This window comes from Peteryoungia ipomoeae (assembly GCF_004912165.1).
Taxonomy (GTDB): domain Bacteria; phylum Pseudomonadota; class Alphaproteobacteria; order Rhizobiales; family Rhizobiaceae; genus Allorhizobium; species Allorhizobium ipomoeae.
Genome location: NZ_STGV01000003.1, coordinates 128,517 through 153,601 on the forward strand (window position 1 = coordinate 128,517; position 25,085 = coordinate 153,601).

Sequence of the window (25,085 nt, forward strand, 5' to 3'; positions counted from 1 at the left end):
CCCTATTCAAGTCAACGCCTGACCAAACCTGATCGACAAATAGACGCCGGCCACCGCCGCGAAGACAAGCGCTGCAGGAAAAAGGCTTGGCGTAACCGCGAAACGGCGGCGGGCGTAGAGAAAACTTGTCAGCGGCAAACCGGCCATGGCCAGGATCGCAAAGATATTGAAAACGGAAAACGGCCCCCTGATTTCCGCTGCCAACTCTACCAGGACAAGCAACCAGCCGGACACCAGAAGAATGCCGCAGCCTCCCGCCACCATGGCGAGCAGAATGCCGTAGTTCGCGGCAAGGCGACGCAATTCCGCTATCATCAGGGCGAAAGAAATTAGCGTCGTCATGAAAAATGTGGGCCACATGCGCGGCAGACTACATTTTTGGGGTGCAATGGCAAATGCTGGACGGAATGGCCGCCGACGCTTCGGTGACGGCCCCCAGCATCCTCAGAGGAAAGCCGACCCCCGCGAGAGGACCGGCCCTTGTTGCTTTGCCTCGTCGGTGGCTGATGGCTTACGCCACCGCCTCTTCACGCACGTCATCCATCAACAGGTGGACCACGATATACTTGACGGTGAAGGGCGCGCCGCTGCCGGATAAACGCTCTTCCGTGCCACCATCGGCGGGGTGCCAGGCGTGGTAATGGGGATTGTTGACGATGAGTGTCACGGCCTTTCCGGCATATTTGCCGTCCAGCCGGTAACGCGCATCGGCAAGCGGCCAGATGCGCTGGTACTCGGCCTCGGTGAGGCGCAGACGAAGGGCTGCCCTTCGGGTCGCACCCGCCGGATGGTCGCCTCCCCGGTCGGAGACCGGTATCTCGAGCATCACCTCTTCGGCGCCTTCAAGGATCGGCTTCAGTTCTTCCGGCCACATGCGTCTCATGGAAAAATCCTCCCGTGTTTCGGCTCCTCAACCGTTTGTGAAGGTAGCGTGACATCAGCCGATACGCAAATGCCCATGAGAGGCGCGAACGTTGCAAGGCTTTGAATGCCGCCTGCCTGCATTCGTGGTTGACCGCACCACTGCTGGCGGTGACACTTCCTTTCAAAGAAAAGCAGGAGGAGCCCATGGACGAGATCAACCGCTGGCGAAACATGCGCACGGCGCCGAGAGACGGCAGCCGCATTCTGGTGACCATTCGCGCTTCCGAACAGGGGCCGGGTGCTGTCGATCTCGTCTACTGGTCGAATGGCGACCGCTTTGGCCGTGAGGCCTGGCGCTCCTCGGATTCCACGCCGGGCCTGATTGTCGAATATGCCGAACCGGAGCTCAAATGCTGGATGCCTTTGCCGGGGGTCAACATGGATGCGACGGTGCGGCCGTCCGCCTGGGAGGGCGAGGACGAGCGGGAGCTGGACGGCTCGGGGATCTGAGGGCACGCGGACCTTCGGCAAAGGGGCGCCCGCCGGCTTGTGCCGCGCGCCACCTTCGCAGTTCAGGTCCTCCAATACACGCAGAGATATAGGAGATAAAATGTTTACGCATATCATGATTGGCAGCAACGACCTGACGCGGTCAAAGCGCTTCTACGACGCGACTTTCGAGGCCTTGGGCGCTGAGTGCGGCGAGACGGATCCGCGCGGCAGGCTCATCTACACCCATAAAGGCGGTCGCCTGATGATCACCACCCCGATCGATGGCCATCCGGCGACGGCGGCCAATGGAGGTACAATCGGCATACAGGCGGAAAGCCCTGAGCACGTGCGCGCCTGGCACGCGGCAGGAACAGCACATGGAGGCACCTCCATCGAAACCCCGCCATCAGAGCGGCCGAATGGACAATTCGTCGCCTATATGCGTGACCCGGATGGAAACAAGCTGACGGTGCGATCAATGCCCTCCAGCCAGGGATAAGCGGCGAGCAATCCCTGCGGGCAGGCTATTTCCGAGCCGCCTGCTTTGCCGTTGCCACCGGTTCCGTCACCAGTTTGAACGCCTTCATCTCCTCCGGCGTCAGATAATAGAGCCGGTCCGGCGGCGTTTCGAGGGCGTGGAGCCAGAGGCCGTTGCCGATGCCCATCTCTTCCAGATGCCGTGCAATGCGCGCCGTCGTGCTCTGGGCGCTCGACATGGCGCGTTCCGGCGAGGGGCGCTGTTCTCCGGCGTTGAACACCTGGTGGACGCCGATGATGGCGTTCTCTTCCGCTTCGCGCGCGACGCCGCCGGCGAAGATCAGCGGACAGGAAGAGGCGCAGAGCGCCTTGGCGGCGACGTGCGTGTTGACGCCCTTGTCGCGGATCAGCTTCGACATGGCGAGCGCATCCGCAACCGACCCACCTGGCGAGTTGAGCGAGACCGATTTGACATATTCGCCGCGCGCCTCGATTTCCTTGGCGAAACGATCGGCAGCCCCGAGATCGATGGAGCCTTCGGCCTTCATGACGCCGCCGGGCAGGAGTTCGAAGCGCATGGGCTGGCGAAGCACATCCGGCGATGTCTCCGGGTCCACCGGCGGCGCATTGGGAACGCCATCGGTCAACGCGGGCGGCAGAACCGGCGCGTCCGTCGTCATCGGGTCGTGGCCCGGCAGATCTGCGGTTTGAAGGCTCAACTCGCGCAGATCGATGATGAGGAAGGCGCTGGCTGCGGCCAGAAGCCCGAAGAAGGCGCCGCGCATCAGAAGGCCGTCATCGGCGCTGAGAACCGCGTGTTTCAGCCGCGAGGCCAGTGTTGCCGGGCTCACGCGGGCGGCCCCTTGCGCGGCGTCTTGGTGATCATGTCGAGGCTGGTGATGTTGGTATCGCCCCGATCGCGCTCCTCGTCGGGCTCACCGCTGCGCTCTGCCGCCTGCACGGCCCGTTCCGCATCAACCCCATGCCGGCCAAGGGCGCGCTGCACCTCCAGCGCCTCCAGAAGTTCGGCAGCGGTGATGCGTTCGGCAAATGGCAGCCGCTCTTCCTGACGGCGGATCGCGCCATGCACGATGGCGAGGATGAAAACGAGAACGGCGGGCAGGAGATCGATGGAGATGGCGCCGGCCCAGGCGGGGATGAAATCTGCGGCATAACGCAGGACCGCTTCCGCAGACGACAGGGGCACGAAGCGGCGGTCCGCCACCGGTTCGCGCGCCAGGATATCGTCTGCCGCCTGCGACAGCACCTGCGACTGCGCCGTGACCGAGGCGCGGATCGTCTGCATCACCTGATCCTGGCGGTTGGCGAGATCAGCTGCCCTGCCATCGGCAACCGGGGCGATGAAGCCGAGGGAGAGATCTTCCGCCGCCCGCTTGACGGAGGGGGCGATGGAGGTCTGTTCGAGCGAGGTGATCACGCCAGACAGCGCCACGACTTCGGCGGAAAAATCATCGCTGCGCGGGGCAACCGCGCCGGGCGCCGAGACGAGCTTGCGCATGGTTTCCAGATGCGCGCGGCCCTGATCGAACAGCGTTGTCACCCGCTCGCGCGATGCCGTGATGCCGGTTTCCAGCTCGTTGAGCTGCGAGGACATCTGCGACAGGAGCTGAACGACGCTGCCTGAGCCTGTCGTGCCCGTCAGCGCTCCATTCTGCCGCTCGTCCTCGGCAAGCCGGGCAAAACGTTCCGAGGTGCGCTGGATATCCGGGAGCAGGCTTTGCGCGGCAAGCGCGTTCTGGTGCGCCTGGTCGAGGTCGGCGGTGTAATCCTCGACCGTTTCGGCAAGGTGCTGTTCAAGGGCTGCCGAGCCTGCAAGCGCTGCCGCATTGAGCCAGCTCGACATGGCGATGATCATGGCACAGCCAAGCGCCATCACGCCGATCATCGCGCCACGGGCAGCCGTGCTGGTCACGTGCGGATAAAAGCGGGCCATGTAGGACCAGAAGGCGTAGATCGCGACCGAGACGGACGCCGAGTAGATGATTGCGGCGAAGAAGACAGCGGTGGCGGAACCATCCAGCAGGCTGCGAACGCCGAGATAGGTGTAAACCCCGGAGGCAAGCGCCAGAACGGCCAGCGCAAAGCGGGTCATGGTTTCGACGGCCAGGACGCCATCCTGCAAACGATGCGATGCGCCAAGCGCCATGAAGACCTCCGAGGGGATTTGAACTCTTAGGCAATCCTTAAAAAGGGGGCGGAATGAAGGCTGGAGGATAGCTGCATTTGCGCGCCGGCATCAACATTGCGTCATAGGCAGCACGGCCCTCAGTCGAAGAGTTTGGCGATCACCGATTGTTCGGCCTTCTCCCATTTGGCCACGACCTCGGCCACCTTCTCGATTTCCTCCTCGCTCAAATGATGCGCGCCGTCCGCATCGATCCGGCACAGGCTGAAGGGTTTGCCGACGCTGGCGGACGTCAGATCAAGGGCTTGCAGGACGCGCAGGACGGCAGCGCAGCCGAAATCGACCGACCGCTCGGTCAGGTGGAAATGGGAGAGCAGAGAACCCGCCTGCTGGGCAAGCGGTGCACCGCTACCTATGGCGTGGAAGCCGATATCGGCATAGTGGCCGATCATGCCAGAGGGGGTGATCTCGATGATCCATGGCGCGCCATCGCGCCAGCCGGCCGCCATGACATAGGCCGAGGGCGTGCCGCCCCCTTCTTCGCCCGGGACATCCGCGATAAAGGTATCATAGTGGTGGCGCAGGATCGGCAGGACATGACCCTGCAGGGCGCGGCCAATATCCGGCGCCTCAAGGATCGCAGCACTGTTTTCGTTAAAGCAGCGCTGCACATCGGTGAGCACGGAGCGCGCACCGCTGCCGCCCCAGGCTGCCTTGTCACCAAGGGGATGCAGCTTTTCAGCCGGATAGGTCATGCCGCGCGCCTTGTCGGTGATCTGGGAATCCGAGCCCAGGATCACGCCATCTTTGCACACGGTGGCCAGCACGACAGTCATTCGGCAATCCTTTCACGTCCTTGAGACCTTGGCCACCGCCCTCTTCGCCGCAGTATCGCGGCAAGCCGGTGTCCTTCTGACGGACAAGGCGATTGTTCCACCCTGCCCGCTGTCCCTCAAGCGCGCCGCGATCTCTCAGATCCGCATGCCGCGCTTTATCTTGTTGTTTTTGCGCATGTCTTTGTCCCGAAACCGGTGACCACTTTCGAGAGACATACGCTAGACGCTTTCAGCGCCGCTCCCGTTCCATTTCCCTTGCATTTTGAAGGAGGCAATCCTGTTGCAGGGCGGCGGCGCGCAGGACCGCAGGTGCACAAAGGTCAATCGAAGCTCAGGACGATCTTGCCGATATGTTCGGAGCTTTCCATCAGCCGGTGCGCGGCGGCGACATCGGCGAAGGGAAGAACCGTGTGGATGACGGGCGCGACCTCACCCGCTTCGAGACGCGGCCAGACCTCCGACTTAAGGTCGTCGCGGATGGCGCGCTTCTCTTCCGGGCTGCGCGGCCGCATGGTCGAGCCGGTGACCGTCAGCCGCTTGACCATGATTGGCCGGAGATCCGCCTTTTCGGCCACGGCGCCGCCGAGGAAGGCGATGATCGACAGGCAGCCATCCTTGGCCAGCACCTGCAGGTTGCGATCGAAATAGGCGGCACCGATCATGTCGAGCACGGTATCGACGCCCTTGCCGCCGGTATCTGCCTTGATGACCTCGACAAAATCCTCCGTCTTGTAGTTGATGGCCTTGGCCGCACCGAGCTCAACGCAGGCGGCGCATTTTTCCGCAGATCCTGCGGTGGTGTAAACGGTGGCGCCGAAGGCTTTTGCGAGCTGGATCGAGGTGGTGCCGATGCCCGACGAGCCGCCATGGATCAGCACCGTCTCGCCGTCGGTCAGGCCGGCCATCTGGAAGAGGTTGGCCCAGACGGTGAAGAAGGTTTCCGGCAGGGCTGCGGCCTTCACCGCATCATAGCCCTTTGGCCAGAGAAGCGTCTGGCTGGCGGGAACGGCACAATACTCCGCATAGCCGCCGCCATTGGCGAGGGCACACACCTTGTCGCCCAGCGTGAAGCCGGTGACGCCTTCGCCAAGGCCTGCCACTTCGCCCGCGATCTCCAGCCCGAGGATCGGACTTGCATCCTTCGGCGGCGGATAGCTGCCCTGGCGCTGCGCGACATCCGGCCGGTTAACGCCCGCGGCCTCGACCTTCACCAGGATTTCTCCGGCCCGCGGCGTCGGCACCGGCCCTTCGACGATGCGCATGACCTCGGGCCCGCCCGGCGTGGTGAATTCGACATGGCGCATGGTGGAAGGAAGGGACATGGGAAGCACTCCGGTTGCAGTGGGAGTGCAATAGCTAGGGCACGGCGTGCGGATTGGGAAGGTGGTTGATGGTCGCGGGTTGGCAATCAGGACGGCGAAGAAGCCCCCGACTCAGCGCAGAGGTCGCATCGCATGAATGTGGCGACTTGCGTCTCCCTGTAGGGTCCGAAAGGACAAAATCCCAGAGATTCATAAACGGCGCGCGCCTCGATATTGCGCGTTCCCACTTCAAGCAGAAGCGTTTCCTGTGCCTGGCTGTGCGCAAGCTTTAGACATTCCTGCATAAGCCGGCGCCCAATGCCCTTGCGGGCCTGTCGAGGATCAACAATCAGACGCTTGACCTCGGCCTGTCCCTGGCCAAGATCGAACAGAACGACGCAGCCGACGGCCTGAACCCCAAGCCGGGCTATAACAACATATGTGCCGGGTCGATCAAGACTGCGGCGGGTAATCGGTTTGCGGTATTCCCCGGGATAAAGACGCGCTGCGGCGGCATCCGACAACTGCAGTAGTCGATCAACATCCGGTTGCTCTGCGGCTTCAACGGCGATTTCAAGCGGCGGTTGATACTGCTCCGACATGCTATCTCGCGACCTCCCGCGGCTTGGTTCCAGTGAACCCTAGTTCGCCAGCGCGGCCCTGTCCTGATTATCCAGCTGCTCCACGAGAGCCAACAACTGGTCTTCCTGGCTGAGCGCCGCCGCCTCGCTAAAGCCAAGCAAATCTCCCGAGGAAACATTCAATGTCTGCAGCAAATGGTCGATGAAGGGCCTCGATCCCGGCCCCAGATTGCGAGCCGCCAGGAATGCTCCAATTTTTTCAGCGGACAATTCGCCTTCCAGATAGCCAGCCTGCCGGTGACAGGCAACGTCCTGAAAAAAGTCAAATGCCTGCTGAACCGAAGACTTGTCCGCGGCGGCCGGAGGGAATCCTTCATTATCCAGTACCACGCAAGTTCCACCCAAGATCAGCATATTGTAGCCGGTCATCTGCTTGAACAGACTCCTGTCGGCGTCACTGGGATATACGAAACCCTCGTTGCCGATCAGGCTGAAATCCTGATCATTCAACTCCAAGACGAGCGCGCGTGCAGCAAAGCTTTTCTCGGACCAATTCTGGCCTTTTATATCAAAGCTGTAGCGGCCCTCCTCATCTTCGCTGACACGTTTTGCGATAGACGGATCCTGACACAGGTTGTCCAGCATCTTCTCAAGATCCGCGCGCGCCGCCGTGCCAACGGCTTCAGAAAAACCACCGGCGCAATCCTGGGCCTTTGCAGGCTTGGAGTAGGATGAAGACGTTCCGTGGCTGCAAGGCACTTGCATGAATGGCACTCCCCCAAAAAAACCAATTGCGTGAATAAAATCTAGAAAACACCTTATAGGTGCATCCTTGCGCGTGGCTTTTGGAAGAATGTGGTTGTGACGGCAAGCCAACCCCTGCCGCACTTCACATTCCGAGCGCTGCAATCTCCAGCCCGCTCTCGCCGTCCTTGGCGCGCTTCTTCAGCTCGGCGATTTCCGTGCTGATCGCGTCGACGTCGTCGATGACGCGGCCGGCGGGGAGTTCGAGCACGCCGATGGAGCAGCGCATCAGCGGGAAATCGCGGGCGTGGCCGAGGCGGTCCTCGCCGCGGATGCGACCGGACTTCCGGTCTGCTGTGGAATAGAGTTCGATCACGTCGTCATGGAAATCCGAGAGCAGGCGTTCGAGGATTTCGGTGAGATCCTCGCGGGTCCAGTCGGTGACGCCGATAAAGAAATCGTCGCCGCCGACATGGCCGAGAAAATCGCCCTCGGAGAAGAAATAGCGGCGCATGAGGGCGGCGAAGAGCGAGATGGCGTGATCGCCCTGGTGGAAGCCGTAATGGTCGTTGAACGGCTTGAAGTGGTCGAAGTCGCAGTAGCAGAAGAAGCGCGTGGCATCGCCGTCGAGCGCGCTGTCGCGCATGAAATCGCGGATGGCGCGGTTGCCCGGCAGGCCGGTGAGCGGGTTCTGGTCTTGCGCCGTCTTCAGCTGTTTCTCGTTGATGATGCGGATCAGCGAGGCGGCAGACACGACGCCGGCATAACGCATGTTTTCCGTCAGGATGACGCAGTCGGAGCCTTCCATGTTGGCGAAGATGGTCATCAGCCGCTCGGCATCGGCATCCAGCCCGACGATCGGGGCTCGGTCGACGAAATGCGAGATCGAGCGTTCATAGACCTTGTTCTTGAGGAGATCGCGGCCGAAGGGCTGGTAGATGTATTCCTTCAAATGCCGCTCGTTGATGATGCCGCGCGGTTCCCCATTGGCGTTGAGCACGGGGAAGAAACTCTGGCCCGGATGGCGGCGGAAGAGATCGAAGACGTGTTCGATGCTTTCGTGCTCGAAAACGGTAGGCAGCGCCTCGATCTGCTTGCGGATGAGGATCTCGTCGAGCGACTGGCCGGCCCGACGGGCCTTGCCGACATCCTGCAGATGCGGAAAGGCGCTTTTGAGCTCTGCCATCAGCGTGGTCGGGCGGGCGATGAACCAGCCCTGCACGAGATCGACGCCGAATTCGCGACAGGCGAGGAATTCCGTTTCGGTCTCGATACCCTCGGCAATGACGCGCACGCCGAGCACATGACAGAAGTTGACGATGTTCTTGACCAGATGGCGCTTGCGCGGGTTGTGGTCGAGGCCGGCGATGAAATGGCGATCGATCTTCACATAGTCGACCGGGTAATCGCAGAGCAGCTTCATCTCGCCATGGCCAACGCCGAAATCATCGATGGCGAGCTTGAAGCCGGAGCGGCGCAGGCGCTCGACGAGCCCCGCAAATTCCGGCACCTGGGTGTTGTCGAAGCGCTCGGAAAGCTCGAAGCAGATGGACGACGGCGGCACCTGCGCCTTGCGCAGCTGGTCGAGCAGCGTGTCGATCAGCGCATTGCCCTCGCGGATCAGCCGGACATCGAGGTTCAGAAAGAGCGTGGCGCCGGCGCGATCCGGCAAGGCGGCGAACTTTGCCACGGCGCGGGTGGAGACCATCTGCTCCAGCGCCAGAAGCTGGCCGGCTTCGGCGGCATGGTCGATGAGGTCCAGCGGGCTGTCATAGCCGATGCGATCATGGCCGCGCAGCAGGCTCTCATAACCAAAGACGGCGCCGGTTCCGACCTCGACGATCGGTTGGAAGGCATTTTCCACCACCAGCTTGACGAGCGTGACGAGCTGATCGCCGGCAAAACGCCGGGCGTTGGGCTGAGCCTCCATCAGCTGCGACACCATTAGAAACTCCTGGATTATCCCTTTGTTTTAATGGGTGAAATCTGCGTCACAAGCGTCAACAAATCCTTTCCTCAAAATGACAGTTCCATGAAGTTTACCCGGCATTTGTGGTGTGTTTGATGCAGTCCGATTTTTATTGATTGATCAGTCAATCAAAACTATGCTGACGTCTTCCAAGGAGACATCATGCCGAAGATCGGAATGGAACCGCTGCGTCGAAAGGCGCTTGTGGACGCAGCACTGAAGACGATTGGCCATCATGGCTCGCTCAGCGTCACCATGTCGGAGATCGCCCGCGAGGCCGGCGTTTCGGCAGCGCTTGCGCATCATTATTTCGGCTCCAAGGACCAGCTTCTGATCGAGACCATCCGCTCGCTGTTGCGCCAGTTGAAGGCGGATGCGGTTCTGGCGCTGGCTGAGGCGCAGACGCCGCGCGAGCGGATCTCGGCCGTCATCCGCATCTCGTTCCAGGCCGATCAGTTCGCCTCCGATGTGGTGGCGGCCTGGCTTGCCTTCTACTCCGAGGCGCAACGCTCCGAAGAGGTGCGGCGGCTGCTGGCACTTTACGCGCGACGTCTGCATTCGAACCTCATGTCGGGATTGAGGCCGCTTTGCGGACCTGAGGCAGGTCGGATTGCCGATGGCGCGGCGGCAATGATCGACGGGCTCTATATCCGGCAATCTTTGAAGGCAGCCCCCCTTTCGATTGATGCCTCTGTCGCATTGGTCGAGGATTATGTGGCGGGTCAGCTTGCCTCCCACCCTCTCCTTGAGGGGGAGGGTCGGACCAAAGGTCCGGGGTGGGGTGACGCATGAGCCACGAATGCCGAGCGTAGCGAAGACTTGAAATCACCCCCACCCGCCGCTTCGCGGCGACCTCCCCCCTCAAGGGGGAGGTGGAGAGAAACCACCCGTCTGGAGACAAGACATGAAAGCCCAACCGCAAGCCTCGCATTTCATTGACGGCGAGTATGTCGAAGATACCGACGGCACCGTCATCGAAAGCATCTATCCGGCGACCGGCGAAGTGATCGCAAGGCTGCACGCCGCAACGCCTGCAATCGTCGAGATGGCGATCGCCTCTGCCAAGCGAGCGCAGAAGGAATGGGCCTCGTGGAGCCCGGCGGCGCGCGGTCGCGTGCTGAAGAAGGCCGCCGAGATCATGCGCGAGCGCAACCGCGAACTCTCCGAACTCGAAACCCTCGATACCGGCAAGCCGATCCAGGAAACCATCGTCGCCGACCCGACTTCGGGTGCCGACAGTTTCGAATTCTTCGGCGGCATCATCGCAACCGCCATGAATGGCAGCCAGATCCCGCTGGGGGGTGACTGGGCCTATACCAAGCGCGTGCCGCTCGGCGTGGTCGTTGGCATCGGCGCCTGGAACTACCCGCAGCAGATCGCCTGCTGGAAGGGCGCACCGGCGCTTGCCGCCGGCAATGCCATGGTGTTCAAGCCTTCGGAAGTGACGCCGCTCGGCGCACTCAAGATCGCCGAGATCCTCATCGAGGCCGGCGCACCCAAGGGCGTCTACAATGTCATCCAGGGCGACCGCGAAACAGGTCCGCTGCTGGTTTCCCATCCCGACGTCGCCAAGGTTTCGCTGACCGGTTCCGTGCCGACGGGGCGCAAGGTGGCGGGTGCCGCCGCCAGCCAGCTGAAGCATGTGACGATGGAGCTCGGCGGCAAGTCGCCGCTGGTCGTCTTCGACGATGCCGATATCGACAGCGCGATTTCGGGCGCCATGCTGGGCAATTTCTATTCGACCGGCCAGGTCTGCTCAAACGGCACGCGCGTCTTCGTGCAGAAGGCGATCAAGGAGACCTTCCTCTCGCGGCTCAAGGCCCGCACGGAGGCGATCGTGATCGGCGATCCGCAGGACGAGGCAACGCAGATGGGACCGATGGTCTCGCTGAGCCAGCGCGACAAGGTCATGTCCTATATCGACAAGGGCAAGGCGGAGGGTGCGACGCTTGTCACCGGCGGCGGCATTCCAAACAGCATTACCGGCGAGGGCTTCTACATCCAGCCGACCGTGTTTGCCGATGTCACCGACGACATGACCATCGCGCGGGAAGAGATCTTCGGGCCTGTGATGTGCGTGCTCGATTTCGACGACGAGGCCGAGGTGATCGAACGGGCCAATGCCACCGAGTTCGGTCTTTCAGCCGGCGTGTTCACCGCCGATTTCTCCCGTGCGCATCGCGTGGTGGATCAGCTGGAGGCCGGAACGCTGTGGATCAACACCTATAATCTCTGCCCGGTCGAGATCCCCTTCGGCGGCTCCAAGCAGTCGGGCTTCGGTCGCGAGAACTCGGCAGCGGCGCTGGAGCATTATTCCGAGCTGAAGACGGTCTATGTCGGCATGGGCAAGTGCGAGGCGCCGTATTGAGATGAGCGTGGCCGTCGCGCAAATTCGCCCCCCTCTGCCCTGCCGGGCATCTCCCCCACAAGGGGGGAGAGCGGATGTCGGCTGGGCGCGCAACCGACAAAAAACCACGAGCACATGGCCGGTCGGACGTTCAGGAGGCACAGCGCTGGCGGCCACTCTCCCCCCTTGTGGGGGAGATGTCGGCGGAGCCGACAGAGGGGGGTACCCCCGGCGACAGAAAGACGGGCGCAGCTTCGCCCCCCTCATCCGCCCTTCGGGCACCTTCTCCCCGCTGGGGAGAAGAGGGAGCGCGCGGCGATTGCGTGACCTCCTCTCCCCTCGGGGAGAGGATGGCCGAGCGAAGCGGAGCTCAAGCGCAACGCGTTGCGCTGGGGGGGAGAGGGCGGCGCGGTTCAACCTTCAGAAGCCTAACCGCGGCAGAAATTCACACTACGATGTCATCGAGATCGACGTTAAGTGCCACCGCAATACGCTTCAGCACGTCGACGGAACCGGTCTTCTTTCCGCTCTCGATTTCCGAAAGGTAAGGCTGGGAAATGCCGGCGGCCATGGCGAGGTCGGAGACGGTCATCTTGCGGTAGGTGCGGAAAACACGGACAGGGTTTTCACCGTTGGCACGTGCCTCGACGATGTCCAGTGGCCAGACTTCCTGCCCTGCCGCAATCTCAGCCAGGACAGCACTTGCTTCCAGACCGTCAATCAGGTCTTCGTAGTCTTCTTCGCTGAGCAAGACATAAGCCTTGCCCTCAATTTCGATTCTCTGAATCCGTCCCATGGCCTCTCATTCCTTGTAGATGCTGCCGCGCGGACCTGCCGCCACAACCAGGACAATCCTACCCTGATCGTCAATGATGACGCGATCGTCGCCAACCCGGATACGCCAGAAGGGCATGCCCTTCATCTTCTTGATGTCGACCCTTTCGCCTCGAGCATAGGCCTTTACCTTCGCGATGATCGCGAGACGGCGCTTGGGTTGCATGCTCTGCAGCGCCTTGTCAGCGCGCTGCGACACCACGACTTCCTTCATCCTGCCGCCTTCGCTCTCAGCGATGTCGATACGCAAGACTATAGCGTATCGCGATACACCTGTCACCTTCGCCACTAACGCTGGACGCCTTCCATGACAATGCAAGCAGACTTCATCATCATCGGTTCCGGCTCGGCCGGATCGGCGCTAGCCTATCGCCTCTCGGAAGACGGCAAGCATACCGTCATGGTTCTGGAATATGGCGGCTCGGATATCGGGCCGTTTATCCAGATGCCGGCGGCCCTTGCCTGGCCGATGAGCATGAAGCGTTACAACTGGGGTTATCTTTCCGAGCCCGAGCCGAACCTCAACAACCGGCGGATCACAGCACCCCGCGGCAAGGTGATCGGCGGGTCGTCCTCGATCAACGGCATGGTCTATGTGCGTGGTTCGGCCGAGGATTTCGACGGTTGGGCCGAGAGCGGTGCTGCCGGTTGGTCTTATGCCGACGTTCTTCCCTATTTCAAGCGCATGGAAAATTCCCACGGCGGCCAGGAGGGCTGGCGCGGCACGGATGGGCCGCTGCATGTGCAGCGCGGACCGGCGAAAAACCCGCTGGTACGGGCCTTTGTCGAGGCGGGGAAACAGGCGGGCTTCGAGACGACCGAAGACTATAACGGCGAGAAGCAGGAAGGTTTCGGCCTGATGGAGCAGACCATCTGGCGCTCGCGCCGCTGGTCTGCCGCCAATGCCTATCTGAAGCCGGCGATGAAGCGGCAAAATGTCGAGTTGGTGCGCTGCTTTGCCCGCAAGATCGTCATCGAAAACGGCCGCGCCGTCGGCGTCGAGATCGAGCGCAATGGCAAGATCGAAGTGGTCCGGGCCAATCGCGAGGTGATCGTTTCGGCCTCGACCTTCAACACGCCGAAACTGCTGATGCTCTCCGGCATCGGACCGGCGGCACATCTGAAAGAGAGGGGCATCGAGGTGAATGTCGACCGGCCGGGCGTCGGCGCCAATCTCATGGACCACATGGAGTTCTACTTCCAGCAGGTCGCGACCAAGCCCGTTTCGCTCTATTCCTGGCTGCCCTGGTTCTGGCAGGGGGTTGCGGGCGCGCAGTGGCTGTTTGCCGGTCGAGGTCTCGGCGGATCAAACCAGTTCGAATCCTGCGCCTTCGTGCGCTCGGCACCGGGCGTGAAGCAGCCTGATATCCAGTTCCATTTCCTGCCCGTCGCAATCTCCTATGACGGCAAGGCGGCGGCGAAGAGCCACGGCTTCCAGGTGCATGTCGGCTACAACCACTCAAAGTCGCGCGGCAATGTCACGCTCGCTTCAGCCGATCCGATGGCCGATCCGGTGATCAAGTTCAACTATATGAGCCATGAGGAGGACTGGGTGAAATTCCGCCACTGCGTGCGGCTGACGCGCGAGATCTTCGGCCAGAAGGCTTTTGATCCGTTCCGCGGACCGGAGATCCAGCCGGGCGAAAGCGTGCAGACGGATGATGAGATCGACGCCTTCCTGCGCGAGCATCTGGAAAGCGCCTATCACCCCTGCGGCACATCGAAGATGGGGGCGAAGGACGATCCAATGGCGGTTGTCGATCCGGAATGCCGGGTGATCGGCGTGGAGGGTCTTCGGGTCGCCGACTCATCGATCTTCCCGAAGCTGACCTATGGCAACCTGAACGGCCCCTCGATCATGACCGGCGAGAAGGCGGCGGACCATATTCTGGGCAAGACGCCGCTGCCCCGTTCGAACCAGGAACCGTGGATCAATCCGCGCTGGGAAACGAGCGACCGCTGAAGAACCACGGGCTCGACATCGACTACTGTCCGCGCAACACCGTTGCCGCCAGCGAGAAGGGGCTAGAGATCGTTTGCGCGGCAGCGTCGAAGACGAAGGCACCGGCATCGCCGAGACGGGCCGCGGCGGCCGGACGGCTCAAGGCGCCGGCCAGAACCTGCGCATCGACGAAGCGATTGTGGTTGGTCGAATCGACCGGCGGCAGTGACGAGATGTCGATGATGGTCACGCCGGCCTGCTTTGCGACCTCGGCCACCGTCGCGTTCGTCACGTCGAGCGAGCCGACGCGCTGCGTGCCGGCACCGAGGAAACGCGAGACGAGGAGCGCGCGGTCGTCGGGAGCGACGAGCACGGTAATCGGGGTTTTCATGCGGCCGATCACGCGCATCTGGGCGACAAAGACATCCTCATCGATATCAGGTGCTGCGAGCACGACACGCAGGCGATCAAGCACATCCTGGCGCCCCTCGAGCTTCAGCTGGCGCAAGGCCTCGACAGTCAGCCAGCCGCCCATCGAGTGGGCAAAGACATCGACCTCGCCGCGCCCTGCCCTGGTGAGATCAACGAGAAGGGCGGCGAGCGCGTCGCGGGAATAGGTCGCAGCCTCCTTATCGGCAACATAAGCGGGGATGGCGGCAAAGGACGGCCAGGAAAAGAGGATCGGCGTACCGCCGATGTTGGAATCCGTCTTCAGCTGCGCCAGCCGGTAGAGCGCCTCCTGGAAGTTATAGTTGTAGCCGTGCACGAAGACGCCGGGTTTCTGGCCCTTGGCGGCGTTTGCGGCGATGTCGCGCAGCAAGGCCTCGCGCCCGAGGGCGTCCTGCGCCATGACGGCGAAATCCGTGCGTGGATTGACGGTTTTGCCCTTCGGCCACTCGATGTTCGCGGGCTTGTGATTGGGGGGAATGGAGACGTCAAAGCGGGCGTAATTCGGCTCGATCGATTTCTCCGTGGTGAAAACGTTCTCGCCGGGCTTGGCGCGGTCACGGGTGGTGACAGTCAAGATGCGTTCGACCCGCTGCGGCTTGAAATCGGCAGCGGTGACAGAGGCAATGGTTTCCGGGCCGGGCCGCCCTGCGCAACCTTGAACAGCAAGACAGACGAGTGCTGTCGCGGCCACCGTGAGGAAAGGGGTTTTTCCACGCGACGCAGAAGATGAAAAACGCATGTCCCGGCCTGTCCTTGTCATCGAGATCATTCGATCCGGGGGCCACTCCCCCGGCCCGGCATTCTGCCGGTGTCTGAAGCGCGACCTATAATGGCTTCCACATGCTTCGCCAAGCGCTGGCCCCATCGCAAGTCCTGACCTTCCGGGGATGACGGGCCCGGCGGAGCGGGAGATCATGTCATTTTAGTTATGCATCCGCCCGATATTATTATTTGCCGCCGCGCTGGTCTTCTGCAAGCATAACCGCCGAGGGAGCATTGTGACTGGGAGGAGACACGCTTCGAGATTGAGAAGTTGACCGAATTTATCACCTTTTCAGTTGTTCGATCGCGCGTTGCAGCGTAGCAATGCTCCTGTTGCGTTGACCATATTCATGGGAGGAAATTCATGTTGCGTCGTAGACTGTTTGCCGCGCTTGCCGGCGTTGCCGTTTTTGGCCCTGGCGGCTCGGCTTTTGCCGCAGACGTCACGCTCAAGCTTCATCAGATGCTGCCGCCGCAGGCGACCATTCCGGCCAAGGTGCTTGCCCCCTGGGCGGAGAAGGTTCAGGCCGATTCCGGCGGGCGCATCGCGGTCGAGCTCTATCCGGCCATGCAGCTGGGCGGCAAGCCGGCCGATCTCGTCGACCAGGTCAAGGACGGGGTCGTCGACCTGACCTGGACGCTGTTTGGCTATACGCCTGGCCGCTTCCCGAAGTCGGAAGCCTTCGAGCTGCCCTTCATGGTGACCACCGGAGAGGCCACCTCGGTTGCCTTCCAAGACTATTACGAAAAGCATTTGAAGGACGAGCTGACCGATTATCACGTGCTCGCCGTCCACACCCACGGTCCGGGTCTCATCCACACCATCGCTTCCAAGCCGGTCAACAAGCTTGAAGATATGGCCGGCCTGAAACTGCGCGGCACCTCCAAGGTGATCAACCAGATGCTGGAAGCCATGGGCGCCTCGCCCGTCGGCATGCCGGTGACGGCGGTTCCGGAAAGCCTGTCGAAGAGCGTCATCGACGGCTCGGTCGTGCCATGGGAAGTGACCCCGGCGATCAAGATTGCCGAGCTGGCACCGAACCATACCGGCTTTGCCGGCACGACGGGCCTCTACACCGGCACCTTCGTCTTTGCGATGAACAAGGACAGCTACGATGCCCTGCCCGATGACCTGAAGAAGGTGATCGACGACAATTCCGGCAAGGAACTCGCCCGCCTGTTCGGCAAGGCGATGGATGAAGGAGACGTTCGCGGCAAGGAGATCGCCGAAAAGGCCGGCAACACCGTCATCACGCTGGACGAGACGGAAACGGCGCGCTGGAAGGCCGCCGGCGAAAACGTCACCAAGGCCTGGATTGCCGAGATGGACGGCAAGGGCATGGACGGCACCGGCCTCTACAAGGACGCGATTGCTTTGATCGAGCAATACAGCAAGTAAGCCCATTAAGCGCCCCGGATGCCGGACGGGATCCGGGGCGAACTGTGCCAAGCGTCCAGGAGCCTGTTCATGGGCATAGCCCCTACCCCTACCGGCTTTGACCGGTTTGAAGCCCTTATTCGCCGTCTGTCCTCGTTGCTTGTGGCTTTTGGCGGCCTATGCCTTCTTGCAGCCTGCGGCCTGACGCTGACCTCGGTTGTCGGCAGCGTTGCGCTTCGTCCGCTGCCCGGCGAGATCGAGCTTGCCGAGGCGCTTTGCGGCTTTGCAGTCTTCGCTTTCCTGCCCTATTGCCAGCTGAAGCGCGGTCATGTCGGCGTCGACCTCTTCCTTTCGGCGCTTGGGCCCCGGGCGATGAACATCAGCCAGTTGATCGGCGATATTCTGATCGGCGTGCTTTTCGCCATCGTCACCTGGCGCCACTTCATCGGCACCATGGACAAGTTCGGCAATGGCGAAACCACGCCGCTTTTGCTTTTACCGGTCTGGTGGGGCTTTGCCATCGCCTTTGTGCTGATGGTCGCCAATCTGATCATCTGCCTTTTTGTCATCCTGGCCGATCTGCGCGCAATCAGGCGCGGTCAGGTCATCGTCGCATCCGCCGGAGCCCATTGATGAGCAGCATTGAAATCGGGCTCTGGTCGTTTCCCGTCCTGATCACCCTCATTCTTCTCCGCGTCCCGATTGGCGCGGCGATGCTCGCCACCGGCATGATCGGGACCTATCTCGTGCTCGGGCGCTGGACACCCATTCTGGGGCAGATGAAGGCGCTGGCCTGGAATACCAATGCCAATTATTCGCTCTCCATCATTCCGCTCTTTCTGCTGATGGGTCAGTTTGCCGCGCGCGGCGGCATGAGCCAGGCGCTGTTCAATGCGGCTGCCGCCTTTCTCGGACATCGCAAGGGTGGCGTTGCCATGGCGGCGGTCGGCGCCAGCGCCGGCTTCGGCTCGATCTGCGGCTCGTCGCTTGCGACCGCAGCCACCATGGCGCAGGTAGCGCTGCCCGAACTGAAGCGCAAGGGTTATGACGGTGGACTTTCCACCGCAGCCCTTGCCGCCGGCGGCACGCTCGGCATCCTGATCCCGCCCTCGGTGGTGCTGGTGATCTATGCGATCCTTGCCGAACAGAATATCGCCAAGCTCTTTCTCGCAGCCTTCGTGCCCGGCATCATCGCTGCCCTTTCCTATCTCGTCGTCATCGCCATCTATGTGCGGCTGAAGCCCGAGAGTGCGGGCCATTCCGATCGGCTTGCCTGGCGCGACCGGATGCCGGCGCTGATTGCCGTCTGGCCGGTTGTTGCCATTTTCCTCACGGTGGTCGGCGGCATCTATCTCGGTTTCTTTACGCCGACCCAGGCGGCCGCCATCGGTGCGGTCGCAACCGGTCTCGTCGCCTTGATCAATGGCGGGCTAGACCCGAAATCGCTGCTTGCCTGCTTCAAGGAAACGGCCATCTCCACCGGCATGATCTTCTTCATCATTCTCGGCGCGTCCGTGTTCAACTCCTTCCTCGCCTTCTCGCGGCTGCCGCAGGTGGGCGCAGAATGGGTGACGGCGCAGGGCTTTGCCCCGATGACCGTGCTGATCATCATCCTCGTGCTCTACATCATCTTCGGCTGCATCATGGACTCGCTCTCCATGATCGTGCTCACCATCCCGATCTTCTTTCCGATCGTAACAGCGATGGATTTCGGCATGAGCCCGGAGCATTTCGCCATCTGGTTCGGCATTCTCGTGCTGATGGTGGCCGAGATCGGCATGATCACGCCACCTGTCGGCCTGAACCTCTTCATCATCTCGGCCATGGCGCGCGACGTGCCGATCCGCGAGACCTACAAGGGCATCGTGCCCTTCGTGACGGCCGATCTCCTGCGCATTGTGCTTCTCACGGCCTTTCCGATCATTTCGATCTTCCTGGTGTGAGGGGCGAAAGCTCCTCCTCTCACCACGTATCGGGTTGATCGGGACGGCAGCGCCGGCAGGGGCGAAAGCCCTGCTCGCCTGCCGCGGTCACCGTTTCATAGCAGACGACGCTTTCCGGCCGGGCGGGACGTGCAGCGCAAGACGGACGACAGACGATGCGGGTGGACAGGACGCCATAGAAAAAGCGGCCATCCGCGGAGGAATCGCGGACACGGATGGCCTGCCATTCGGCTGCTGTCGGTGGAGGGGATGGTACGCGCATGGGATACTCCGGAGTGGGATGCGACCGAGCATGCTGCATAAGGGGCCGATCCTGCCACCCGATTGTTGCGCCGGCTGTTTCGCCGGGTGTTGCGCCGGCCGCTTGCGGAATTTCCTGTTTCCGTCAGGCAATCCACGCTAACGGTTTGCCGGTCTTCACCATCATCGTTGCAGGTTCATGGAAACAGCGCTCTATCCGCCCGTCAAAGCCTTTCTCGAACAGGCCGGTTATACCGTGAAGGGCGAGATCGGCGGTTGCGATCTCGTAGGGGTCAGTGCCGACGATCCGTCCGTCTTGGTCGTTTGCGAGCTGAAGATGAGCTTCAATCTCGAACTGATCCTGCAGGCGGTCGACCGGGCGTCGATTGCCGACGAGGTGTGGATTGCCGCCCGCGTTTCGGCCAAGGGCCGGGGCCGCGAGGCCGACAAGCGCTACCGCGATCTCTGCCGCCGGCTTGGCTTCGGCATGCTCGGCATTTCCGACACGGGCGAGGTCGGCGTCATCGTCGGCTCCGTCACGCCGATGCCGCGCACCAATCCGAAGCGACGCTCCCGCCTGATGCGGGAACATCAGCGGCGCAAGGGCGATCCGGCCATCGGCGGCAGCACCCGCACACCGCTGATGACCGCCTACCGCCAGCAGGCGCTTGCCTGTGCCGCAGCGCTTTCCGCAGGTCCGCTGAAGCTTGCCGCGGTGCGGGCGCATGTGCCTGAGGCCGTCAAGATCCTGCCGGGCAATGTCTATGGCTGGTTCGAACGGCTGGAGCGCGGCGTCTATGGATTGACGGTGGCGGGGCATGAGGCGTTGGAGCGGTGGCAGCAGGCCTGACGGCCGCCATCTCGCGGATTGAAACGCGCGTCGGACGTCGAAAGCCCGCGCGCGCCTCTCGCCGTTGATGATCAGGCGCCGAATGCACCGTCTATCGTGTGCATGGCCCCCGTCACGAAGCTCGCCTCCGGTCCGGCGAGCCAGGCAACCATGCCCGCCACCTCTTCTGGCCTTCCGTGGCGCTTGATCGCCATGAAGCTGTGCATCAGGTCCTTCATAGGTCCATTCTCCGGATTGGCATCCGTGTCGATCGGTCCGGGCTGCACGACATTGATGGAAATGCCACGCGGCCCGAAGTCGCGCGCCAAGCCCCTTGCAAGTCCCTGCAGCGCAGACTTGCTGACGGCGTAGGAGGCCATGCCGGGAACGGGCATGCGATCGCCGTTGACGGAGCCCATGACGATGATGCGCCCGCCTTCCGGCATCTGCCGGGCGGCTTCCACGGAGGCGTGATACGGTGTCTGGATGTTGATCTGGAACAGCCGGTCGATGGCATCCGGATCCTGGTCCAGCGCATCGCCAAAGACGGCGATGCCGGAATTCACGACCAGGATATCGAGCGGGCCGCTCTCGCGCACCCTTGCGATGACGGCATCGCGATCGGCACTGTCGGTCAAGACCGCCATGCTGCCGGTCTCTTGCGCCAATTGTTCGGCAGCAGCCTGCGACCCAGCATAGGTGAAGGTGACGTTTGCACCATCGGCTGCAAAGCGTTGGACGACGGCAGCTCCGATGCCGCGGCTGCCGCCGAGCACCAGGACGGATTTTCCCTGAAAATTGGACATAGTCGCTCCTTGGGAATTTACGTAACGAACGCTACATAAACATTCGCACTAACCGTTCAAGGATTTATGTAGTGAACGATACAAAAAATGTTTCAGCACGCGGCCGCCCTCGCCGCTTCGATCCCGAGCAAGGTGTGGCGGTCGCCCAGTCACTGTTTCACGCGCGCGGCTATGACGCTGTCGGCGTTGCCGACATCACGGCGGCACTCGGCATCAATCCGCCAAGCTTCTACGCCGCCTTTGGCAGCAAGATGGGTCTCTATGGCCGCGTTCTCGATCGCTATGCGGAGACAGGCGCGATCCCGCTTGCCGATCTTCTGCGCAGCGACCGACCGGTGGCGGAATGCCTTGGCGCGCTCTTGGAAGAGGCAGCCCGGCGCTATGCGAGCAATCCCGAGACAACGGGATGTCTGGTGGTGGAGGGTATTCGCTCTGACGACCCGGATGCACGGGCGGCGGCCTGCGGATTTCAGCAAGGCGCAGAGGCGGTGATCCGGGCCTTTATCGCGGAGCGCACTCCGAACAAGGCCGGGGAACTGACGGACTTCATCAGTGCGACCATGTCGGGAATGTCGGCCAAGGCCCGCACCGGACTTCCCCTCGATCGGCTCATGGCCATTGCACGGATGGCGACGCATGCGCTCGCGCAGGCGCTGGAGGGGTGAGACTTCCGTTCAGCTCAACCTCAGCGCTCGCCGGTCACGCCTTGCGCGTAAAAACGATGCCGGCAAACATGAGCACACCGGCGAAGGTCACGAGCGACGAGATCGCGACGATAGGTTCGAGCGCAGGGTTGCCTGTCAGCATCAGGAAGAGCGAGGGACCCATGACGAGAACAACCGAGCGTATAGACCAGGTATTGCAATCTTGCGAGTCGGGTCGACGCCTGCTGCGGGTTAAGAGCATAGTAGATGCCGAAGATCGCCATCGTCACCCAGCCAAGCAGGTTAATGTGCGCATGCGCTCCGGTGGCCTCGAACTGGTGCGTGATCGACATGTAAAGGCCAACACAGATACCGGCGATCAGAAACAGGATGGCGGTCCGGAAATACCAGACGGACAATTGCGGCATGATGAATTCCCCCGATACATCAGAGGAAAGGTAACTCAGCTGCAGCGCGGGGAAAATTGCCTGACAAAAATCATTTTCGGGGAGATCGACCCGCAACCAGCGGCCGGACAGTCTTCCGCCATTCCGAACTTGGCCGGCATCGCCCCAGCGATCGCCGCCGGCCGATTGCGGAAAACGGCCCCTTGCGGAGCCGTTTTCCAGTCTTGCGAGACCTTTACCATCAGCGGCGATTGATCTGGTCGAAGACGCCGCCATCACCGAAATGCTCGGGCTGCACCTTGGCCCAGCCGCCGAAGATCGGGTCGTCGATGGTGACGAGATCGAGGGTCGGCAGGGTGGGAAGATCGGCCTTTGCCGCGTCCGGCACCAGATCGGGACGCGAGGGCCTGTAGAAGTGGCGGGCGATGATGGTCTGGCCTTCGGCGGTATAGAGATAGTTGAGATAGGCTTCCGCCTGTTTGCGCGTGCCTTTCTTGTCGACATTGGCGTCGACCACAGCGACGGGCGGCTCGGCAAGGATCGACAGCGACGGCGTGATGATGTCGAAACTGTCGGCACCGAATTCCTTGCCGGCGAGATAGGCCTCGTTTTCCCAGGAGATCAGCACATCGCCGATTTCACGCTGGGCGAAACTCGTCAGTGCGCCGCGGGCGCCGGTATCGAGCACAGGCGCCCGGCGGAAGATCTCGGCCAGATAGTCGCGGATCTTCTGCTCGTCGCCGGAAAAGGCCTTGTTGGCCCAGGCCCAGGCGGCGAGGTAGTTCCAGCGCGCGCCGCCCGATGTCTTCGGGTTGGGTGTCACGATCTGGACGTCGCCCTTGACCAGGTCGCCCCAGTCCTTGATGCCTTTCGGATTGCCCTTGCGCACCAGGAATACGATGGTCGACGTGTAGGGCGCGGAATTGTTGGGCAGGCGGCTGCGCCACTCCGGCGCAATCAGTTTGGCCTTGTCTGCAATGACGTCGATGTCGCTTTGCAAGGCCAGCGTCACCACGTCGGCCTGCAGGCCTTCGATGACGGCGCGGGCCTGGCGGCCGGAACCGCCATGCGACTGGCTGATCGTCACCGTCTCGCCCGATTGCGCTTCCCAGGCCTTGGCGAAGGATGCGTTGAAATCCGCGTAAAGCTCCCGCGTTGGATCATAGGAGACGTTTAAGAGCTCGGCTGCTTGGGCTGATGTCGTCAGGACCAGGCCGGTGGACAATCCCATACCGACCAGCAGTCCGGCGAAGTGTTTCCAGATGCCTTTCATGCGCCTTGCCTCCTCTTTGGCGTTAACGATTAAAGACTACCGAACAAGTCGTCTTAGTCAACGTGAAGAGTTGCAATCAGAAAAGCGATCTCTTTTCGGTGCGGATCTGGGGCAAAGCATTGCCGATCCTGCCAATGTTTCCGAATGAAATTGGCAGCAAGCGCGGATGTCGCAGAATACGACTGCGGGCGGAAGGCGGCATCAAGGCCGGTCAGACGAGCTCGGGCGTCTCACAGGACACGCTATCGGCCAGGCTGGTTGTCAGCAGCACGGCCCGCGTCTCATCCGCAACACGGGAGAAGACGCGGCGGATTTCGCAGTCGGTTTCGCCATCGCAATCCTCGCAACGGCGATAGGCCGTCAGGGAGAGGCAGGGAAGCGGCGCAACGGGACCGTCGATCAGACGCAGCACCTCGCCATAGGTGATCTCGGCGGCCGGGCGGGCGAGCAGATAGCCGCCCTGCTTGCCGCGGCGGCTTTCCACCATGCCGGCACGCTTGAGATCGAGCATGATCTGTTCGAGAAACTTCTTCGGGATCTTCTGTTGCCCGGCAATCTCCGGGATCTGAACCGTTACGCCCGGTTCGGCGCGCGCCAGCAGATTGAGCGCTCTCAGCGCATATTTGGCTTTCTGCGTAATCATTCGTCTCACCCGCGCGGCATTGGAGGCAATTTGCTGCCGCAAGCCTGGCTCGGCCATAGCGCAGATCGGGCGAAGGTTCAAACCTTGATGCAGGCAAGCGGCAGGAATTGCCGCGATTGCCGCGGACTGGAGAGATATTTGCTCCAAGCCCGCGTCACGACGAAAGCGCATTGCTGTCTACACCAAGGGAATATTTGCATAATCGCGAAAACAAGCAGGATAGCCTCATGACCCTTCACAGCCCGGAGCACACGGCCCAAGCACTTGATGCGCGGCTGGCCGCCGCTTCCTTGCAGGAGCGCCTTGCCATCATCGCCGCCGAGGAAGGCCGCGCCGTCTTCACCACCTCGCTCGGCATCGAGGACCAGGTGATCACCGCGGCGATCGGCCTCGCGCAGCTGCCGATTTCGGTTTCGACGCTGGAGACCGGCCGGCTGTTCAAGCAGACGCTCGACCTGATCGCCGAGACCGAGGAGCGCTTCGGCATTTCCATCGAACGCTTCGTGCCGAAGCAGGACGACATTGACGCCTATGCGGCGAAGTTCGGCCTGAACGGTTTTTACGAAAGCGTCGAAGCGCGGCATGCCTGCTGTCATGTGCGCAAGCTGGTTCCGCTGGCGGAGGCGCTTGCCGGCGCCCGCTTCTGGATCACGGGCTTGCGCCGCTCCCAGTCCGGCAATCGCGCGGCGACGCCCTTTGCCGAATATGACGCCGAGCGCGGCCTGATCAAGGTCAACCCGCTGGCCGACTGGTCGATCGAGGACATCAACGCCTATGTCGAGGCAGAAAGCGTGCCGACCAATCCGCTGCACAAACGCGGCTACCCCTCGATCGGCTGCGAGCCCTGCACCCGCGCCATCAAGCCGGGCGAACCGGAACGCGCCGGCCGCTGGTGGTGGGAAAACGACGAGAAGCGCGAATGCGGGCTGCATGTGCCGGAGGCACCAGCTTCGGCGATACCGACGCCGGCTTGAACTGGAACGAGAATTCACCCCCCTCTGTCACTTCGTGACATCTCCCCCACAAGGGGGGAGAGCGGGGCGCCAGCCAATCGCCGCCCTGCCCGGACCGGGCACCGGGTAAGCGGATTTCGGTCTCCCCCCTTGTGGGGGAGATGCCGGCAGGCAGAGGGGGGTGCCACGAAATGCCATCATCGATGGCCATCAAGGCAGACAAA

Annotated in this window: 28 protein-coding genes and 1 pseudogene; 12 read left to right on the plus strand and 17 right to left on the minus strand. The window is 62.1% G+C overall.

What is annotated here, in order from left to right; all coding sequences use genetic code 11:
• Window positions 1–6 precede the first annotated feature (6 nt).
• Window positions 7–342 (minus strand): hypothetical protein, encoded by a 336-nt coding sequence (locus FAA97_RS10345; protein ID WP_136598464.1) that lies wholly within the window; start codon window positions 340–342, stop codon window positions 7–9.
• A 169-nt stretch (window positions 343–511) separates the two neighbouring features.
• Complete coding sequence (locus FAA97_RS10350) at window positions 512–883, minus strand: hypothetical protein (protein WP_136598465.1); 372 nt, start codon at window positions 881–883, stop codon at window positions 512–514.
• A gap of 185 nt (window positions 884–1,068) precedes the next feature.
• Between FAA97_RS10350 and FAA97_RS10355 the strand changes: the two genes are divergently transcribed.
• Together FAA97_RS10355 and FAA97_RS10360 are read left to right on the plus strand one after the other, a co-directional pair.
• Entirely contained in the window at window positions 1,069–1,374 is a 306-nt protein-coding gene (locus FAA97_RS10355) for a hypothetical protein (protein WP_136598466.1), read from the plus strand.
• 100 nt (window positions 1,375–1,474) lie between these two features.
• Window positions 1,475–1,855 carry a VOC family protein gene (locus tag FAA97_RS10360; protein ID WP_136598467.1) on the plus strand — a complete coding sequence of 127 codons (381 nt, stop codon included), beginning with the start codon at window positions 1,475–1,477 and terminating at the stop codon, window positions 1,853–1,855.
• Between the two features lie 25 nt (window positions 1,856–1,880).
• On the opposite strand, the gene FAA97_RS10365 is transcribed toward FAA97_RS10360, so the two are convergent.
• The 7 genes from FAA97_RS10365 to FAA97_RS10395 form a co-directional block, all read right to left on the minus strand.
• Window positions 1,881–2,618 (minus strand): COG3904 family protein, encoded by a 738-nt coding sequence (locus FAA97_RS10365; RefSeq protein WP_136598852.1) that lies wholly within the window; start codon window positions 2,616–2,618, stop codon window positions 1,881–1,883.
• 62 nt (window positions 2,619–2,680) lie between these two features.
• Entirely contained in the window at window positions 2,681–4,000 is a 1,320-nt protein-coding gene (locus tag FAA97_RS10370; protein WP_136598468.1) for a hypothetical protein, read from the minus strand.
• A gap of 119 nt (window positions 4,001–4,119) precedes the next feature.
• On the minus strand, window positions 4,120–4,815 hold the full coding sequence (locus FAA97_RS10375) for an Ntn hydrolase family protein (RefSeq protein WP_136598469.1): 696 nt from the start codon (window positions 4,813–4,815) through the stop codon (window positions 4,120–4,122).
• A gap of 320 nt (window positions 4,816–5,135) precedes the next feature.
• A complete protein-coding gene (locus FAA97_RS10380) occupies window positions 5,136–6,137 on the minus strand; it encodes an NAD(P)H-quinone oxidoreductase (protein WP_168800976.1) in 1,002 nt (333 codons plus the stop codon).
• Window positions 6,138–6,223: 86 nt separating this feature from the next.
• Window positions 6,224–6,718, minus strand: a complete 495-nt coding sequence (locus FAA97_RS10385) for a GNAT family N-acetyltransferase (protein ID WP_136598470.1) — start codon at window positions 6,716–6,718, stop codon at window positions 6,224–6,226.
• 39 nt (window positions 6,719–6,757) lie between these two features.
• Window positions 6,758–7,462 (minus strand): hypothetical protein, encoded by a 705-nt coding sequence (locus FAA97_RS10390; protein ID WP_136598471.1) that lies wholly within the window; start codon window positions 7,460–7,462, stop codon window positions 6,758–6,760.
• 124 nt (window positions 7,463–7,586) lie between these two features.
• Window positions 7,587–9,386 carry a bifunctional diguanylate cyclase/phosphodiesterase gene (locus FAA97_RS10395; RefSeq protein ID WP_136598472.1) on the minus strand — a complete coding sequence of 600 codons (1,800 nt, stop codon included), beginning with the start codon at window positions 9,384–9,386 and terminating at the stop codon, window positions 7,587–7,589.
• A gap of 186 nt (window positions 9,387–9,572) precedes the next feature.
• Between FAA97_RS10395 and betI the strand changes: the two genes are divergently transcribed.
• Both betI and betB read left to right on the plus strand, forming a co-directional pair.
• Window positions 9,573–10,202 carry a transcriptional regulator BetI gene (betI, locus tag FAA97_RS10400; RefSeq protein ID WP_136598473.1) on the plus strand — a complete coding sequence of 210 codons (630 nt, stop codon included), beginning with the start codon at window positions 9,573–9,575 and terminating at the stop codon, window positions 10,200–10,202.
• A gap of 112 nt (window positions 10,203–10,314) precedes the next feature.
• Entirely contained in the window at window positions 10,315–11,778 is a 1,464-nt protein-coding gene (betB, locus tag FAA97_RS10405) for a betaine-aldehyde dehydrogenase (protein WP_136598474.1), read from the plus strand.
• Window positions 11,779–12,202: 424 nt separating this feature from the next.
• Here the strand turns inward: betB and FAA97_RS10415 are convergent, their stop codons facing one another.
• Window positions 12,203–12,553: a helix-turn-helix domain-containing protein gene (locus tag FAA97_RS10415; protein ID WP_136598475.1), complete on the minus strand. Its 351-nt coding sequence runs from the start codon at window positions 12,551–12,553 to the stop codon at window positions 12,203–12,205.
• 6 nt (window positions 12,554–12,559) lie between these two features.
• A complete protein-coding gene (locus tag FAA97_RS10420; protein WP_246041411.1) occupies window positions 12,560–12,841 on the minus strand; it encodes a type II toxin-antitoxin system RelE family toxin in 282 nt (93 codons plus the stop codon).
• 63 nt (window positions 12,842–12,904) lie between these two features.
• Between FAA97_RS10420 and betA the strand changes: the two genes are divergently transcribed.
• Window positions 12,905–14,554: a choline dehydrogenase gene (betA, locus tag FAA97_RS10425; RefSeq protein WP_136598855.1), complete on the plus strand. Its 1,650-nt coding sequence runs from the start codon at window positions 12,905–12,907 to the stop codon at window positions 14,552–14,554.
• 22 nt (window positions 14,555–14,576) lie between these two features.
• Here the strand turns inward: betA and FAA97_RS10430 are convergent, their stop codons facing one another.
• Window positions 14,577–15,722 carry an alpha/beta hydrolase gene (locus FAA97_RS10430; RefSeq protein ID WP_136598476.1) on the minus strand — a complete coding sequence of 382 codons (1,146 nt, stop codon included), beginning with the start codon at window positions 15,720–15,722 and terminating at the stop codon, window positions 14,577–14,579.
• A gap of 387 nt (window positions 15,723–16,109) precedes the next feature.
• Between FAA97_RS10430 and FAA97_RS10435 the strand changes: the two genes are divergently transcribed.
• The 3 genes from FAA97_RS10435 to FAA97_RS10445 all read left to right on the plus strand — a co-directional run bounded on the left by FAA97_RS10435 (window position 16,110) and on the right by FAA97_RS10445 (window position 19,066).
• Window positions 16,110–17,144 (plus strand): TRAP transporter substrate-binding protein, encoded by a 1,035-nt coding sequence (locus FAA97_RS10435; RefSeq protein WP_136598477.1) that lies wholly within the window; start codon window positions 16,110–16,112, stop codon window positions 17,142–17,144.
• 69 nt (window positions 17,145–17,213) lie between these two features.
• Window positions 17,214–17,756: a TRAP transporter small permease gene (locus FAA97_RS10440; RefSeq protein ID WP_136598478.1), complete on the plus strand. Its 543-nt coding sequence runs from the start codon at window positions 17,214–17,216 to the stop codon at window positions 17,754–17,756.
• Entirely contained in the window at window positions 17,756–19,066 is a 1,311-nt protein-coding gene (locus FAA97_RS10445) for a TRAP transporter large permease (RefSeq protein WP_136598479.1), read from the plus strand. The genes FAA97_RS10440 and FAA97_RS10445 overlap by 1 nt, the downstream gene beginning before the upstream one ends.
• 19 nt (window positions 19,067–19,085) lie before the next feature.
• Here FAA97_RS10445 and FAA97_RS10450 read toward each other — a convergent pair whose 3' ends face one another.
• Window positions 19,086–19,328 (minus strand): Ada metal-binding domain-containing protein, encoded by a 243-nt coding sequence (locus tag FAA97_RS10450; protein WP_136598480.1) that lies wholly within the window; start codon window positions 19,326–19,328, stop codon window positions 19,086–19,088.
• A gap of 177 nt (window positions 19,329–19,505) precedes the next feature.
• Between FAA97_RS10450 and FAA97_RS10455 the strand changes: the two genes are divergently transcribed.
• Window positions 19,506–20,156 carry a DUF2161 domain-containing phosphodiesterase gene (locus FAA97_RS10455; protein ID WP_136598481.1) on the plus strand — a complete coding sequence of 217 codons (651 nt, stop codon included), beginning with the start codon at window positions 19,506–19,508 and terminating at the stop codon, window positions 20,154–20,156.
• 71 nt (window positions 20,157–20,227) lie between these two features.
• Here the strand turns inward: FAA97_RS10455 and bdcA are convergent, their stop codons facing one another.
• A complete protein-coding gene (gene bdcA / locus FAA97_RS10460) occupies window positions 20,228–20,941 on the minus strand; it encodes an SDR family oxidoreductase (RefSeq protein WP_136598482.1) in 714 nt (237 codons plus the stop codon).
• A 71-nt stretch (window positions 20,942–21,012) separates the two neighbouring features.
• On the opposite strand from bdcA, the gene FAA97_RS10465 reads away from it, so the two are divergent.
• Window positions 21,013–21,606, plus strand: a complete 594-nt coding sequence (locus FAA97_RS10465) for a TetR/AcrR family transcriptional regulator (RefSeq protein ID WP_136598483.1) — start codon at window positions 21,013–21,015, stop codon at window positions 21,604–21,606.
• 34 nt (window positions 21,607–21,640) lie between these two features.
• Here FAA97_RS10465 and FAA97_RS10470 read toward each other — a convergent pair.
• Together FAA97_RS10470 and FAA97_RS10475 are read right to left on the minus strand one after the other, a co-directional pair.
• A pseudogene (locus FAA97_RS10470) lies at window positions 21,641–22,013 on the minus strand (hypothetical protein).
• Window positions 22,014–22,233: 220 nt separating this feature from the next.
• A complete protein-coding gene (locus FAA97_RS10475; RefSeq protein WP_136598484.1) occupies window positions 22,234–23,265 on the minus strand; it encodes a sulfate ABC transporter substrate-binding protein in 1,032 nt (343 codons plus the stop codon).
• Between FAA97_RS10475 and FAA97_RS21075 the strand changes: the two genes are divergently transcribed.
• Window positions 23,264–23,413 carry a hypothetical protein gene (locus tag FAA97_RS21075; protein ID WP_168800977.1) on the plus strand — a complete coding sequence of 50 codons (150 nt, stop codon included), beginning with the start codon at window positions 23,264–23,266 and terminating at the stop codon, window positions 23,411–23,413. The genes FAA97_RS10475 and FAA97_RS21075 overlap by 2 nt on opposite strands.
• Before the next feature lie 63 nt (window positions 23,414–23,476).
• Here the strand turns inward: FAA97_RS21075 and FAA97_RS10480 are convergent, their stop codons facing one another.
• Entirely contained in the window at window positions 23,477–23,908 is a 432-nt protein-coding gene (locus FAA97_RS10480; protein ID WP_136598485.1) for an RrF2 family transcriptional regulator, read from the minus strand.
• Between the two features lie 227 nt (window positions 23,909–24,135).
• Between FAA97_RS10480 and FAA97_RS10485 the strand changes: the two genes are divergently transcribed.
• A complete protein-coding gene (locus FAA97_RS10485; RefSeq protein WP_136598486.1) occupies window positions 24,136–24,882 on the plus strand; it encodes a phosphoadenylyl-sulfate reductase in 747 nt (248 codons plus the stop codon).
• Window positions 24,883–25,085 lie beyond the last annotated feature (203 nt).